The organism is Kitasatospora sp. GAS1066B (assembly GCF_041262605.1).
GTDB lineage: Bacteria > Actinomycetota > Actinomycetes > Streptomycetales > Streptomycetaceae > Kitasatospora.
In genome coordinates this window covers 1-14854 of sequence record NZ_JBGCCO010000040.1, presented here as the reverse complement: position 1 = coordinate 14854, position 14854 = coordinate 1, and the positions used below count along the sequence as shown (strand labels likewise).

12 protein-coding genes and 1 pseudogene are annotated in these 14854 nt (G+C 74.2%); 6 read left to right on the top strand and 7 right to left on the bottom strand.

Features of this window, described 5'->3' with window-relative positions; genetic code table 11:
- The first annotated feature begins 2 nt into the window (after positions 1–2).
- Positions 3–1328: a hypothetical protein gene (locus ABH937_RS32815; protein ID WP_280691764.1), complete on the top strand. Its 1326-nt coding sequence runs from the start codon at positions 3–5 to the stop codon at positions 1326–1328.
- A 55-nt stretch (positions 1329–1383) separates the two neighbouring features.
- Here the strand turns inward: ABH937_RS32815 and ABH937_RS32810 are convergent, their stop codons facing one another.
- Complete coding sequence (locus tag ABH937_RS32810) at positions 1384–4104, bottom strand: LuxR C-terminal-related transcriptional regulator (protein WP_370220306.1); 2721 nt, start codon at positions 4102–4104, stop codon at positions 1384–1386.
- A complete protein-coding gene (locus ABH937_RS32805; RefSeq protein WP_370220305.1) occupies positions 4101–5543 on the bottom strand; it encodes an aminopeptidase P family protein in 1443 nt (480 codons plus the stop codon). The genes ABH937_RS32810 and ABH937_RS32805 overlap by 4 nt, the downstream gene beginning before the upstream one ends.
- Positions 5544–5826: 283 nt before the next feature.
- On the opposite strand from ABH937_RS32805, the gene ABH937_RS32800 reads away from it, so the two are divergent.
- Positions 5827–6990: a nitric oxide synthase oxygenase gene (locus ABH937_RS32800; RefSeq protein WP_280691766.1), complete on the top strand. Its 1164-nt coding sequence runs from the start codon at positions 5827–5829 to the stop codon at positions 6988–6990.
- Between the two features lie 56 nt (positions 6991–7046).
- On the opposite strand, the gene ABH937_RS32795 is transcribed toward ABH937_RS32800, so the two are convergent.
- Together ABH937_RS32795 and ABH937_RS32790 are read right to left on the bottom strand one after the other, a co-directional pair.
- Complete coding sequence (locus ABH937_RS32795) at positions 7047–7868, bottom strand: hypothetical protein (protein ID WP_370220304.1); 822 nt, start codon at positions 7866–7868, stop codon at positions 7047–7049.
- 37 nt (positions 7869–7905) lie between these two features.
- Positions 7906–8592, bottom strand: a complete 687-nt coding sequence (locus tag ABH937_RS32790) for a spermidine synthase (protein WP_370220303.1) — start codon at positions 8590–8592, stop codon at positions 7906–7908.
- A 158-nt stretch (positions 8593–8750) separates the two neighbouring features.
- Here ABH937_RS32790 and ABH937_RS32785 point away from each other — a divergent pair, with 158 nt between their 5' ends.
- The gene (locus ABH937_RS32785) at positions 8751–10169 is read left to right on the top strand and encodes an aspartate aminotransferase family protein (protein ID WP_370220302.1); all 1419 of its coding nucleotides are present in this window, start codon (positions 8751–8753) and stop codon (positions 10167–10169) included.
- On the opposite strand, the pseudogene ABH937_RS32780 reads toward ABH937_RS32785, so the two are convergent.
- From ABH937_RS32780 to ABH937_RS32770, 3 genes and pseudogenes are all read right to left on the bottom strand, one after another.
- Positions 10151–11377: pseudogene (locus ABH937_RS32780) on the bottom strand (MFS transporter); the annotation flags it as partial. The gene ABH937_RS32785 and the pseudogene ABH937_RS32780 overlap by 19 nt on opposite strands.
- Positions 11378–11492: 115 nt before the next feature.
- On the bottom strand, positions 11493–11849 hold the full coding sequence (locus tag ABH937_RS32775; protein ID WP_280691770.1) for a metalloregulator ArsR/SmtB family transcription factor: 357 nt from the start codon (positions 11847–11849) through the stop codon (positions 11493–11495).
- A 57-nt stretch (positions 11850–11906) separates the two neighbouring features.
- Positions 11907–13097, bottom strand: a complete 1191-nt coding sequence (locus ABH937_RS32770; protein WP_280691771.1) for an acyl-CoA dehydrogenase family protein — start codon at positions 13095–13097, stop codon at positions 11907–11909.
- 165 nt (positions 13098–13262) lie between these two features.
- Here ABH937_RS32770 and ABH937_RS32765 point away from each other — a divergent pair, with 165 nt between their 5' ends.
- From ABH937_RS32765 to ABH937_RS32755, 3 genes are all read left to right on the top strand, one after another.
- Positions 13263–13940, top strand: coding sequence for a TetR/AcrR family transcriptional regulator (locus ABH937_RS32765; RefSeq protein ID WP_280691804.1), 678 nt, complete (start codon positions 13263–13265; stop codon positions 13938–13940).
- 119 nt (positions 13941–14059) lie between these two features.
- Positions 14060–14215, top strand: a complete 156-nt coding sequence (locus ABH937_RS32760) for a maleylpyruvate isomerase N-terminal domain-containing protein (protein WP_370220301.1) — start codon at positions 14060–14062, stop codon at positions 14213–14215.
- 126 nt (positions 14216–14341) lie between these two features.
- On the top strand, positions 14342–14689 hold the full coding sequence (locus tag ABH937_RS32755) for a hypothetical protein (RefSeq protein ID WP_370220300.1): 348 nt from the start codon (positions 14342–14344) through the stop codon (positions 14687–14689).
- The last annotated feature ends 165 nt before the right edge of the window (positions 14690–14854 follow it).

Below are 14854 nucleotides of genomic sequence, written 5' to 3'. Positions count from 1 at the left end.
GCATGGACCACAGCTCGACGGCTCCACAGCTGATCACCGCCGCTGATCCCCGGCTGCTGCTCAACGCGTTCGACCACCAGTTCCGAGGCTTCCGCAGCTTCTGGTTCGATCGGATCGCCCCGGCCGGGCCCGTCCTGCTGCCGGCCGCCCGCGGTGCCGAACTGGAGAGCGCGGCCGGCCGCCTCGTCGACCTGCTGCGGCGAGCGGCCTGGAGCCTGGGCGACGACTGCGCGGCCCGGCACCGGGCGCTGGGCCTCGACGAACGGCTGACGGCCTTCTACGGGGACGAGGAGGTCGAGCGGACGTACGCGACGGCCATCGGGCGACCGGACCTGATCCTCACGGAATCCGGCTGGAAGTTCATCGAGTTCAACTTCTGCTCGGCCACCGGCGGCCAGGTCTACACCCACCTCCTCAACGAGGTGTGGCGGCAGCTGCTGCCCGGCCAGGCGTCGGGCTCCGTCACCCTCGCGGATCCGCTGACCGCGCGCAACGCGTTGCTCCACGCCGTCCTCGCGGAGCACGGCCTGGAGCCGCGGGTGGCGCTGGTCGGCCACCTCGCGGACGTCGGCGTGCGCAGCCGCCGGTACTACGAGATCGAGATCGACGCCCTGCGGACGGCGGGGATCATGGCGGAGTACTTCGAGGCGGACGAGTTCGCCGCCGCCCTCGACACCCGCGCGGGCGACTTTCCGCTGGTGCTGGAGCGGATGGTGCCGCAGGAGTGGCTCGACGCGGGGCGGGACCTGGGCCCGCTGCTGCGGATCAGGAAGTGCGGCGCCCTGGTGCTGTCGCCGCAGAGTTCCTACCAGGTGGCGAACAAGCAGCTGTTCGCCGTGCTCTCCACGGGAGCGGACTGGATGACCGACCGGGAAAGGGAGTTCGTCCGGACGTACCTCCCCTGGTCGCGGGGGATCCGCGAGGAACGGGTGGAATACCAGGGCGAGACCTGGAAGTTGACCGATCTGCTGGTGAGCCGGCGGGCGGACTTCGTGCTGAAGCGCTCCGACGGCGACCAACGGGCCGACGTGCATCTCGGCTCCCGCACCGGCGCGGCCGCGTGGGAGGCGGTCATCGCCAAGGCCAGGCGGGCCGGCACCTGGATCGCCCAGGAGACCGTCCACAGTGCCGAGATCGGCGCGGACGTGCTCGACTGCGAGCGCGGCGAGTACCTGGGCATCTCGACCCGTGCGGTGTTCGGCCCGCTGGTCATCGGCGGCCGGATGTCCGGCTGCTCGGTGCGTTACGAGGTTCCCGATCCGCGGAACGCCGCGGCTCGGCCGGGGGATTCGAGCATCCTGGGCACCGTCGGCTGGTACTCCGGCTGAACCGACCGGCTGAACCGACCGGCCGAACCGACCGGCGGCGGGCGGCGGTTGGGGTTCACCGGTCCGAGTGGCGCTCGTCCTTGCGGGCGAGCGCCACCAGTTGGACCCGCGAGCGCACCTCGAGCTTGCGGTAGATCCGGGTCAGCACCGCCTCGACGGTCTTGACGCTGACGTACTGGGCCGCCGCGATGTCCCGGTTGCCGTACCCGTCGGCGACCAGCTCGGCGATCCGCTTCTCCGCGTCCGTCAGACCCGCCAGCCAGGACGGTGCCCCGCTGTGCTCCGCCCTGCCCGGCCCCCACAGCGGCGCGCCCGCCTCGCGGAACACCGCCTCGGCCGCGGCCTGCAGTGCCCTGGCGCGGGCCGGATGCCGGCGCCGTCGCTCGACGGCCGAGCGGGTCAGCAGCACCCGGCCGCGCTCCAGCGGATATCCCAGCTGCTCGAAGGCGTCGAGCGCGCGGACCAGCAGCTCCTCGGCCGGCCCGAACTCGCCGGCCGCCGTGCGGCACAGCGCCTCGGCCCGGTCGAGCGAGGCCAGCACGCCGCGCCGCCCCAGCTCCTCGGCCCGGCGCCGGGCGGCGGCGACGGTCCGGGTGGCGGCCGCCAGATCCCCGGCGGCGACCAGGGCCTCGGCGAGATCGGCGTCGTAGCGGATCACCGCCGGATCCCCGACGGCCAGGTCCCGCACCAGATCCCGGACCCGGAGCAGATCCGCCAGCGCCCCGGCGGTGTCCCGCAGCAGCAGCCGCGTCAGGCCGGACAGGTGCAGGCAGTGCGCGGCGAGGACCAGGTCGGTCTCCTCCTGAGCGGCCGTCAGGCCGAGCCCCGCGTAGGCGAGCGCCTGTTCCAGGGAGCCGCCCACGAGTTCGGCACTCGCCGCGGCGTACCAGGGCGGACCGGGCGAGGCGCCCAGCTCGCGGGCCAGGGCCAGCATCCGGCCGGCCTCCTCGCGGGCGAGCCGGCCTGCACCGCGCTGTGCGTGGAGGTGGACGGAGCGGCCCAGCAGCCAGAGCAGATCGGCGCGGCCGCCGACCCGTCCGACCACCGGGCGCAGCTCGTCGAGCAGTCGCCCGGCGTCGGCCAGTTGGTCGTCCAGCAGGGCGAAGCGGACGGCGGCCCGCCGCGGATCGGCGCGCCGGTCGAGCCGGTCGGCATCGCGGCCCGCCGCGCCCGGGCCCAGGGTGAGGGGGAGAGCCGCGGTACGGTCCGGCGAGCCCCGGCCCTGTTCGAGCCGGGCGATCAGGCTCAGGGCGGCGGCGCGGGATTCCGGGTCGCCGGCCCGCTCCGCCCACGCGACGGCGTCGCGGGCGTGCGTCACGGCCTCGGCGTTGAAGCCCCGGTTCAGGTGCGTGCTCCAGGCCAGCCGCAGGTGCGCCGCCGAGATCAGCGCCGGCTCGTCGCCGGCGGTGGCGTCGGCCAGGGCTTGGGCCGCGATGTCCTTCAGCAGCGCGGCGCCCCGCCCGGCGGCGTCGACGACGGCGATCCGGGCCCGGGCCCGCGCGGTGGCGTCGGCCCCGGTCCGGGCCAGCCGCTCCATGGCGGTCCACGCGAGGTCCAGGCGCCCGGCCGCCTCGGCGTCCCGGGCGGCCGCGACCAGCAGGTCGGGCCGGGCGCCGCCGACGCGGTCGCCCGCCAGCAGGCCGAACTCCGCGGCCCGGGCGCGGTCGCCGCGCTCCCGCGCGGCCCCGGCGGCGTCGGCCAGCGTGGCGACCAGGCGGGCCGGGAGCTCGGCCGGGGCCAGCGCGGACGCCTCGTGCCAGGCCCGGTCGTCCGGCTCGGCCGAGGCCGTCGCCAGTAGGTGATGGGCTCGGCGCACCGCCTCGTCGCCGGCTTCGGCGACCAGGCTCTCCCGCACGACGGGTGCCGGGAAGAGCACGGTGGCGTCGGTCACCCGGACCAGCCCGGCGGCCTCGGCGGCCGCCAGCGCCGCGTCGGCCGGTGGCCCGGCGGCGCGCCGGACGGCGTCGAGCGACGGATCGGCCGCGAGGGCCGCCAGCAGCAGCACCGGCCGCACCCCTTCGGCCAGGTCGGCCAGCCAGGCATGCGTCGCCTTGCGCGCGAACGGGGCCAGCGGCTGGACGTGCAGCGTCGGCGCGGATGTCCCGGTCCTGGCCAGTCCGGCGGCGATGTCCGAGACCAGGCGCGGGTTGCCGCCGGTCGCGGCGTGGATCCGGCCCGCGGTCCGCAGCGGGAGCCCCAACGCCCGTACGAGGGCCGCCGACTCCTGCGGGCTGAGCGTGGGGATCCCGATCTCGACCGCGCCGCCGCCGAGCACGTCGTGGGCCGCCGGGCCGTCCGGCCGCAGCGCCGCCAGCAGCGAGACGCTGCCCCGGCTGCGCCGCGCGGCGAACCGGAAGACGTCCAGGCTGCCCGGCCCCCACCAGTGCACCTCGTCGGCGGCCAGCAGCGGCCGGGCCCGGCGCCCCCAGGCCTGCAGGCAGGACAGGACCGTGACGCGCAGGGTCGTGGCGTCGGGTTCGGGCCCGACGACGCGCCGCATGACCCAGTCGATCGCCGAGCGCTGGAGCTCCGACAGCTCGCCGGACACCTCGGCCGGACAGGCGGTGAACAGGTCCACCAGGGGCGCGTAGGCGATGTGCGCGTCGGCGGGCGCGGAGCTGAGCCGGACCACCGGATCCCCGGCCGCCTGCCAGGCCGTGCACACGGCGTCCAGCACCGCGGACTTGCCGAACCCGGTGGGCCCGACCACCGCCACCGCGCCGACCTGCCGCAGTTCTCCGCAGACCCGGTCCACCAGCGGGCTGCGCGCGGTCATCTCCGCGACGCTATCCAGGCCTCGACCTCGTCCGCGTCGCGCGGCAGGCCGGCGGACAGGCACGTTGCGCCGTCGGCCGTGATGAGGAAGTCGTCCTCGATCCGGACGCCGATGCCGCGCAGTTCCTCGGGGATCGTCAGATCGTCGGGCTGGAAGTACAGGCCGGGTTCGACGGTGAGGACGTGGCCGGGCTCCAGCACGCCGTCCAGGTAGCGCTGTTGGCGGGCACTCGCGCAGTCGTGGCAGTCCAGGCCGAGCATGTGGCCCGAACCGCAGACGGTGTACCGGCCGTACAGGGCGGTGTCGGCCGGCACCGCGTCGCCGCCGGGTCGCAGGCCCCAGCTGTCGAGGCCTTCGACGATGACGCTCGTCGCGGCGTCGTGGAAGTCGCCGAACCGCGCGCCGGGCCGCAGCGCGGCGATGCCCGCCGACTGGGCGGCGAAGACCAGGTCGTAGACCCGGCGTTGAACGTCGGTGAAGCGTCCGCTGACCGGCAGCGTCCGGGTGACGTCGCCGGTGTAGCAGGAGTCGGCTTCGACACCGGCGTCCAGCAGCAGCAGGTCCCCGTCCCGCACCGGACCGTCGTTGCGCATCCAGTGCAGCACGCAGGCGTGTGCCCCGGCCGCCGCGATGGTCTCGAAGCCCAGGCCGTAACCGTCCAGCCGGGCCCGCCGGTTGAAGGTGCCCTCGATCCAGCGCTCGCCCCGTTCGAGGCCGGTGGCGTGGCGCAGCTCGCCGGCGACGTCGTGGAACCCGGCGACCGTGGACCCCACGGCGGCGCGCAGCTGCTCGATCTCCCACGCGTCCTTGACCAGCCGCAACTCCGAGAGGAAGGTGGCCAGTTCGGCCTCGGCCTGGGGAGCCGGCGGCACCAGCGCGTCGACCAGCGCGTCCTCGCCGCGCAGCACCCGGGTCGGCACGTTCCCGGCCAGGGCCCGTTCCAGGTCGTCGCGTTCGGCGGCCTCGACGCGGAAGGCGTCGGCGGTCTCCGACAGCGTCCGGCGCCGCCCGACCCAGAACTCGCCGTGCCGCCGGTCGCGGTAGAACGCCGCCGGGTCCGCCCCGCCGTCGCGCCGCGAGCGCGGCCGGGTGAACAGGGTGACCGCGTGGCCCGTCCCGGTGGGCTCGAAGACGAGGACGCTGTCGGGAACCGCCTGCGTCGCCTGCTCGGCGGTGAGATGGATGAACGCGGAGTGCGGCCTGAACGGGTAGTCGAAGTCGTTGCTCCGGGCCTTGAGCCCACCCGAGGGGACGATGATCCGCTCGCCGGGGAACCGCTCGGAGACCGCCGCGCGCCGCTCGGCCGCGTACAACGCCCCGGGCACGGGCGGCAGTTTCCGGCTGCTGTCCGCCCACCCCTGGCGGAAGGATTCGGCCAACGCGGCCGGCACCGCGCGATCGTGGCTCCCGACGCCGCGCAACCCGCCCTGCTGCTCCACCGCACGCTCCCCGTTCGTCGTGGTCCGCTTCTCAGCGAAAGTATCATTTCACATATGACACTTTCTAGATCGTGGGTTCAGGTGGTGGCCGATTCCCGTCGTCCGGTCAACTTCTGACGTGTGCATGGGTTCTATCAAAGGACGGCCTGCGGGCTCGGTTTCGTCTACCCGTTGGGCTAGCGTTCGACGGCGGCCGGATGTTTCGTACAGGTGAACTGGATGTCCACACCGTGCCGTTCACGGGGGTGGACATCCATACGTCGTCGTTGACAGGGGACCCATCGTGACAAGCGCAGGCGCGTTCGCACCACCGTCCTCACCTTCCGCTCCGCTCGATCACGCGGCGACCGCCGAGGCCGCCGAGCTGCTGCGCCAACTCGCCGCCGAGGGGCACCTGGCGCCCGCGGACGCGGAGCAGCGGCTGCGGGTGGTGCGGGAGGAGTTGGCGGGGCGGGGGAGTTATCGCCAGACGACGGATGAGCTGCTGCACGGGACGCGGATCGCCTGGCGGAACAACCCGCAGTGCATCGGGAAGTTCTACTGGAAGGCGCTGGAGGTCCGGGACTGCCGCGAGGTCGGCGGTGGCGGGGACGAGGGCGAGCTGTTCGAGGCGCTGGTGGAGCATCTGCGGCTGAGCTGGAACGGCGGACGGATCAAGCTGCTGCTGAGCCTCTTCGCCCCCGACGAGCCGGATCGTCCCGGGCCGCGGGTCTGGAACGGGCAGTTGATCCGCTACGCGGGCTACCGGCAGCCGGACGGGTCGGTGCTGGGCGACCCCGAGACGGTGCGGCTGACCGAGACCGCGCGGCGACTCGGCTGGCGTGGCCCGGGCACGGAGTACGACGTGCTGCCGCTGGTCATCCAGTGGCCGGGGCGCGAGCCGAGGTTCTTCGAACTGCCCGCCGACGCGGTGCCCGAGGTGCGGATCAGTCACCCGGACCATCCGTGGTTCGAGCAACTCGGGCTGCGCTGGCACGCCTTCCCGACGATCTCCGACCAGGTGCTGGAACTGGGCGGCCTGCGCTACCCGTTGGCGCCGTTCAGCGCCTGGTACACCTGCACCGAGATCGGCGCGCGCAACCTGTCCGACACCAACCGCTACGACAAACTGCCGGCGATCGCCCGGGGCATGGGACTGGACACCGGACGGGACCGGACGCTGTGGCGGGACCGCGCGCTGCTGGAACTCACCGCGGCGGTGCTGCACTCGTACGACCAGGCCGGTGTCTCCATCATCGACCACCACTTCGCCACCAAGCAGTTCGTCCGCCACGAGGAACGCGAGCAGAAGAACGGCCGCAGCTGCCCGGCCGACTGGTCCGCCATCGTGCCCGCCACCAGCGGGTCCACCACCCCGGTGTGGCAGCGCCGTTACGAGCCCACCAGGCAGCGGCCCAACTTCTCGCCGCACCCGGCGCCTTGGCCGGCCGGTGGTGTGCCGGACTGAGTGGACGCCGCCCGGCGCGTTCGTGGTGCCGGGCGGCAGCCGCTGGCCGGCCCTGCTCAGCAGGGTGCGGCGGTGATCGTCAACAGCGTCGACGGGCCTTCCAGCCGGGCCGGTCGCCAGGCGCGCGGCCGGGGCCGGCGCTGCGGATCCGTGTCGCGGATCAGCAGCCCGTCGCCGGCCCCGCCCAGCTCGGGCTGCAGGTGGCTCCCGACGCGGTGCGGCAAGGTGGAGCGGAGGATCTCCCAGCGCTCCCCGCCGACCTGGTCCGCGTGCACTCGGCCGATCGAGACCTCGCAGTCCAGCAGCGCGGCCGCCGCGGCCCGGTCGGCGCAGCCGAGGACCTGCTCGCGCAGCGGGACCAGGGGTGCGGGCAGCGGTCCGGAGCGGTCCCTGGCGTAGCCGAACCAGGAGCCCGCGCGGACCAGCAGGCCCGTGCTGCCCTCCGCCGGATCCTCCAGCAGGACGGCCGCCGTGCCGCCGCGCTCGACGGGTTCCCAGTGCTCCAGGTAGTCCTCGTGCACGCCCTCCTCGACGAGCACGCCGTCCTGCCACCGCAGGGTGCCCGCGTCGGGCAGCGCGGCCGGCGGGTGCAGGTCGATCCGGCGGAGCCAGCCGAACGCCCCGTCGTCCGCACTCAGAGTGCCGGCGAACGCCTTCTGCTCGCACAGCGCCAGCAGGAGCGGGCGGTCCAGCTCGCTCGGGTGCGCGTCGCCGACCAGGTCCGGCAGGCCGGGCGGCTGGCGCAGGTCCGCGAAGATCGAGGGGCCCTGGATCCAGACGGCGTCGGTGACCCGATCCGTCGAGCCGTCCGCTTCGCGCGCGAGCGTGCGCCGCCAGACGCCGGGCAGATCCGCGAGGACAGGGTGGGACGGGGACATCCGTACTCCCGGAGGGTGTGAGGAGGTTGACCGGGCGTCAGGTCCGGCGGGCCAGGTGGACCACATCCGGCACGCCGCGGCTGACCGCGATCTCCAGAGTATGGACGTCGGTGAACCCGGCTGTGCGCAGGGCGGCTTCGAAGGCCGGTGAGGGCTGTGCGCTCCAGACCGCGAGGATGCCACCGGGGTTCAGCCGAGCCCGGGCGTCGGCCAGGCCGTGCGGGCCGTAGAGGCCGGAGTTGGCCTCGGTGACCGTCCAGTCGGGGCCGTTGTCGATGTCGAGGCAGAGCGCGTCGTAGCGGTCCGAGGTGCCGGCGAGGTACTCGACCAGGTCGGTCTGCAGGATCGCCACCCGCGGATCGGCCAGCGCGCGCGCCGAGATGGCGCCGAGCGGCCCGGCCCGGTGCCAGTCGATGATCGCCGCCTCCCGCTCGGCCACCACGATCCGGCCCCAGCGCGGTTCGGCCGCCGCGTGCGCGAGCGAGAAGCCCACGCCCAGGCCGCCGATCAGCACGGCGGGGCGGGCCGCGGTCAGCCGCTCCAACGCGGCGTCGATCAGCAGGCGTTCGGAGCGGCCGTCCGCGGTGTCCATCAGGAAGCAGCCGTTGGCGATGATCTCGTGGTCCACGCCCCGCCGGCGCAGCACCACCTCACCGTACGGGCCCTCGCGGCGGTCGAGCACGACGGCCTCGGCCGCCTGGTCCCTGGTGGGCGGTTCGGACATCTCTGGTTCCCTCGGTCCTGCTGGTGGCTGCTTGGACGATTATGCCGTCGTGCGCGGAAGGCGGCAGTCCAATTTCCCGCGATTGGCCCCGGACGGGTGCGCCCGGCCTCGGTAGCGTCAGGACGCAGTCGATCGGTCGGGGCGCGACGGAGGTTCCTGTGCATCCACAACTCAAGGCGGACCTGGAGCAGTTGCCGCAGCTGCTGGAGGAGACGCGGCAGCATGCCGTCGCCTACGTGGACGGGCTGGCCGAGCGGCCGGTGCTGCCTGCGCAGCGGGTGCCCGGGCCGCTGCCGCTCGCCGGGTCGGGGGTCGGACTGCGGGCGGCGCTGGCGCAGTTCGCGCAGCGCTGGGAGGGGAGCCTGTCGGCCGGCGCGGGGCCGCGCTACCTGGGCTTCGTCACCGGTGGGGCCACGCCGGCCGCGCTGGCCGGGGACTGGTTGACCGCGACCTTCGACCAGAACTCCAACTCCTCGCTGGATCCGGCCGGGCAGCGGCTGGAGCGCGAGACCGTCGGGTGGCTGCGGGAGTTCTTCGGGCTCTGCGCCGACCACCACGGAGCCTTCGTCAGCGGGGCCACCATGGCGAACACGGTCGGCCTGGCGATCGCCCGCGAGTGGCTGGGGGAACGGCTCGGGGTGAGCGTGGCGCAGGACGGGGTGGGCGCGCTCGGACGGGTGCGGGTGCTGTCGGGCAGCGCGCATTCCAGCGTCGGCAAGGGGCTGGCGATGCTGGGCCTGGGCCGTGGCGCGCTGCTTCCGGTGGCCACGCTGCCGGGCCGAGAGGCCGTCGATCTCGCCGCGCTGGAGCGGGAGTTGGGGCGGCAGCCGGGACCGTGCGTGGTGGTGGCCAACGCCGGGACGGTCAACACGGTCGATTTCGACGAGCTGCGGGCGATCGCCGCGCTGCGTGCGCGGTACGACTTCTGGCTGCATGTGGACGCCGCCTTCGGGGCCTTCGCCGCGCTCTCCCCGGACCACGCGCACCTGGTGGACGGCCTCGACCTGGCCGACTCGGTCTGCGTCGACCTGCACAAGTGGCTGAACGTGCCGTACGACAGCGCGGTGCAGTTCACCCGCCGCCCCGACCTGCAGGCGCGGGTGTTCCGCAACGCCGCCGCCTACCTCGGCCCTGTCGGCGAGCACCCCGATCTGGTGCACCTCACCCCGGAGAACTCACATCGGCTGCGCGCGCTCGCCGCCTGGTTCACGCTGCGCGCCTACGGGCGGGCGGGGCACCGGGAGATCGTCGAGCGGTGCGTGGCGGGCGCGCGGGCGCTGGGGGAGGCGGTGGCGGACATCGAGGGGCTGCGGCTGCTGGCACCGGTGCGGCTGAACGTCGTCTGCTTCACGCTCGCCGCGGACCCCACCGCCGAGCGGCTGGCCGAACTGGCCCAGGCGGTGGCGGCGGAGGTGTTCCTGACGCCCACGGTCCATCAGGGGGTGCCCGCGCTGCGGGCGGCGTTCAGCAACTGGCGGACGACCGAGGCCGACGTCCGCCGGGTGATCGACGCGCTGGCCCGGGCGGTGCCGAAGTCGGCGGAGCGGACCGGGCCGGTGGCCGACGGCTCGTCCTGACCCGCACCGGCCGGCCAGACGCGGACGGCGCCCACCGTGCCGATCAGTGCGAGCGCGCCGAGTGCCAGATCGGCGGCGAGCAGGCCCGACCGCGCGCCCAGCCAGCCGGCCAGCGGGTAGGTGAGCAGCCAGCAGCTGTGCGAGAGGGAGAACTGGGCGGCGAACGCGTCGGCCCGCTGCTCCGGTGTGGTGCAGCGGCGGATCAGCCGCCCGGCCGGTGCGTTGATCACCGCGCCGGCCGCGCCCAGCGCGGCCCAGCCGGCCAGCAGCAGCGGCCACTGCCAGGCACCCCGTCCGGTGGCGCTGAGCAGGGCGAGCGGTCCGCACAGCAGCCCGGTGATGGCCCAGCCGGCGGGCAGCATCACGGTGCGCTCCCGGGCCCGGTCCAGTGCCCGGGGCAGCAGCAGGGCGGCCGTCATCGAGCCCGCGCCGTAGGCGCCGAGCGCGAACGGGACGTCGGCGGCGGCGCGGTGCAGGTGGTCGCGGACGTAGACGATGGTGTTGACGAAGACGAGCGCCCCGCCGGCCGCCACCGTCAGGTTGAGCGCGAGCAGGGCCCGCAGCCGCGGGGTGCCCCAGAACAGCCGGGCGCCGTGGCCGGCCCGGGCCAGCGGGCCCCCTTCGACCGGCGCCCGCAGCGGCTTGGGCAGCGCGACCGAGACGACCAGCGAGGCCGAGGCGAGGAAGCCGGCCGTGGTGCCGAGGAAGAGCTGGTGGTAGCTGACCACGGTGATCAGGCCCGCCGCGAGGGCGGGGCTGAAGAGGCTCTCCAGGTCGTAGGCGAGGCTGGAGAGCGACAGCGCGCGGGTGTAGTCGCGCTCGGCGGGCAGCACTTCGGGGATGACCGACTGGAAGGCCGGAGTGAAGGCGGCTGAGGCGGCCTGCAGCAGGAAGATCAGCAGATAGACCTGCCAGACCTGGTCGACGAACGGCAGCAGCACGGCCACCGCGGCCCGGATCAGGTCGGCACCGACCAGTAGCAGCCGCCGGGGCAGCTGGTGGGCGTAGGCGCTGATCAGCGGCGCGAGGCCGACGAACGCGACCATCTTGATCGCCAGTGCCGTCCCCAGTACCGAGCCGGCGTTCGCGCCCGCGATGTCGTACGCGAGCAGGCTGAGCGCGACCGTCGCGAGGCCGGTCCCGACCAGGGCGATGACCTGGGCGGCGAAGAGGTGGCGATAGGTGCGGTGGCGGAGCACGGACAGCATGGCGTCCCTCGCGGGCCGACGACACGGTGACCCGAGCATCATAACCAACATGTCAGCACCTGTGCACATGTTGGCGGATCGGGATCGCGGTTGCCTGCGGAGGTCGTGGTCGGGCTCAGTCGTGCGCGGGCAGCGAGCCGATCTCGTGGTCGGCGACGTTCAACGCCTCGTCCACCAGGCGGCGCAGGTGCCCGTGCCGCAGCGCGTAGACGACCCGGCGGCCGTCCTTGCGGGTGGTCACCAGGCCGGCCAGTCGCAGCTTGGCGAGGTGCTGGCTGACCGAGGTGCGCGCCGCGTTGCAGGCCTCGGTGAGCGTGGTGACGTCGGCCTCGCCCTCGCCGAGACGGTGCAGCAGCGAGAGGCGGGTGCGGTCGGCGAGCAGTGCGAGGATCCCGGCGGCGATCTCCAGCCGCTCCTCGGTGACCGGCTGCTGCGTGTGGTTCGCACCTGGGATCTGCATGCCGTTGCTCATGGGGTCATCGTAGGTGGGGCGGCCCTGCCTACGATGACCCGATGACCCCATGACGCCTCAGCGGTAGGCCGACTCCCCGGTGATCGCCTCGCCCAGCACCAGCGTGTGGATCTCGCTGGTCCCCTCGTAAGTCAGCACCGACTCCAGGTTGTTGGCGTGCCGCAGCACCGGGTAGTCCGTGGTGATCCCGTTCGCGCCCAGCACCGTCCGGGCACTGCGCGCGATCTCCAGCGCGGTGCGCACGTTGTTGAGCTTGCCGAAGCTCACCTGCGCCGCCTTCGCCCGGCCCTCCTCCTTCAGCCGCCCGATCCGCCAGGCGACCAGGTAGGCCTTCTCCAGTTCCAGCGCCATCTCCACCAGCTTCTCCTGGGTGAGCTGGAAGGCCGCGATCGGGCGGCCGAACTGCACCCGGCTCTTCGCGTAGTCGAGCGCGCTCTGGTAGCAGTCCCGGGCCGCGCCCACCGTGCCCCAGAGGATCCCGTACCGGGCCTCGTTGAGGCAGGAGAGCGGTCCGCGCAGCCCGCTGACCCCGGGCAGCACCGCACTGCCCGGCAGCAGCACCTCGTCGAAGCTCAGCCCGCTGGTCACCGAGGCCCGCAGCGAGAGCTTGCCGTGCACGTCGGTGGCGGTGAAACCGGGCGTGTCGGTGGGCACCACGAACCCGCGCACCCCGTCCTCGGTCTGCGCCCAGACCACGGCGACGTCCGCCACGCTCCCGTTGGTGATCCACATCTTGCTGCCGCTGAGCACCCAGTCCGCGCCCTTGCGCCGTGCGGTGGTCCGCATCCCGGCCGGGTCGGAGCCGAAGTCCGGTTCGGTCAGGGCGAAGCAGCCGATGGCCCGGCCGGCCGCCAGCTCCGGCAGCCAGCGCTGCTTCTGCTCCTCGGAGCCGAAGGCGTGGATCGCCCGCATCGCCAGCGAGCCCTGCACCGAGACGAAGCTGCGCAGCCCCGAGTCGGCCGCCTCCACCTCCAGGCACGCCACCCCGTAGGCCACCGCGCCGGCCCCGGCGCAGCCGTAGCCGTCCAGGTGCATGCCGAGCAGGCCCAGCTTGCCCAGTTCGGGCGCCAGCTCGCGGGCCGGGAAGTGGCCGCGCTCGAACCAGTCGGCGATGTTCGGCCGGATCAGGTCGTCGGTGAACCGGCGGACGGTGTCCCGGATCAACCGCTCCTCGTCGGTGAGCAGGTCGCCCACGGCGAGCAGGTCGATCGGGTCGGGGCCACCCGGGCGGGCGGTGCTGGCGGACATGCGGCGCTCCTGAGGGTCTGTGGGGTTGAGGTCCTGTACAGGACCTAGGTTGCGCGGTGCCGCACCATCCGTATCAGGCTTTACGCTGGCCGGAAAGCAGTCGCCGGTCGGTCACAGGGAAGACGGTGGTGGGCAGTGACGGATCCCACGACGCACACGACGCAGGTGCCGGGCGCGGGCGTTGACGTCCCGCGCGCCGACGCCGGGGCCGATTCGACCGACGGCCGGGTCCAGAAGGGCAACGAGACCCGGCGGCTGGTGCTCGCCCGGGCCGTCTCGATCGCCTCGGTCGAGGGCCTGGGCGGGCTCTCGCTCGGGCGGCTGGCGACCGAGCTGTCGCTGAGCAAGAGCGGGGTGTTCGCGCTCTTCGGCTCCAAGGAGGAGCTGCAACTGGCGACCGTGCGGGCCGCCCAGCGGATCTACCGGGACACCGTGATCGAGCCGGTGCACCGCCGGTCGGCGGGGGTCGGGCAGCTGTGGGAACTGGCGGAGCGCTGGCTGGAGTACTCGCGCGGCCGGGTCTTCGCGGGCGGCTGCTTCTTCTACGCGGTGGGTGCCGAGTTCGACGCGCAGCCGGGTCGGGTGCGCGACGTGCTCGCCGAGGGCAGCCGGCGCTGGCACCGCATCGTCCTCGACCTCTTCGAAGCCGCCCGGGCGGCCGGGCAGTTGCACCCGGACGCGGACCTGGAGCAGCTCGCCTTCGAGCTGGTCAGCTTCCTGGAGTACGCCAACGCGATGTCGCTGCTGCACGAGGACGAGGTGCCGTACGCGCGGGCCAGGCGCGCGGTGCTGCTGCTGCTCCGCTCGGAGGCGGTGGACGAGTCGCTGCTGCCGTCGGCCTGAACCGCCCGACCGGAGCCGATCCGGCAGCGATTTGTCATTCCTCCAAAACTGACCGAACGATCGTGCTAGCTTCAGACATGCAGCCCGCATCCGGCCCTCAGCTGACGGAGGCACCGCGCATGACGACCCCGACCACCCTCGCCCCGGCCCACGCCCGCGCGCTCGCCCTCGCCGCGCCCGTGGTGGCCGCCATCCGCCCCGAACACCTGGACCTGCCCACCCCGTGCGGCGACTGGGCGCTGCGCCGGCTGCTGGCGCATGTGATCGGCCAGTAGTACGGCTTCGCGGCGGCCGCCCGCGGCCAGGGCGCCGATCCCGCGGTCTGGGCCGACCGGCCGCTGGTCGCCGGCCCGGGCGCGGCCGGCGCTGCCCTTGCCGCCTTCGCCGACTCCGCGAGCGAGTTGGCCGAGGCCTTCGCCGCGGCCGAGGCCACCGGTGCGACGGTCGAGCTGCCGGAGATCCTGCCGGGCCACGCCTTCCCGGCCACCCAGGCGATCGGCTTCCACCTGCTGGACACCCTGGTGCACGCCTGGGACCTGGCGGTCACCATCGGCCTGCCCTTCGAGCTCGGGCCGGACCTGGCCGCGCTGCTGCTGAACATCGCCGAACTGGTCCCGAACGACCCCGCCGCCCGCGCCCCCGGCCGTGCCTTCGCCCCCGTTCGGCCGGCCACCACCGAGGCGACCGCCCTCGAACAGGCGCTGCTGCTGCTCGGCCGCGACCCGCACTGGCAGCAGCGGGTCCGCTGATCGGACCCGCTGCCCCCCGACCCGACCCGCTGCCCCCGACCCGCTGCCCCCCGACGCGGGGGGGGGGGGGCCCCCCCCCCCCGGGGGCCCCCCCCCCCCCCCGCGGGGGCCCCCCGCGCAGCCGCCCCGCGTTCGCCGGGCGGGGGGGGTGGCCCCCGCCCCCCG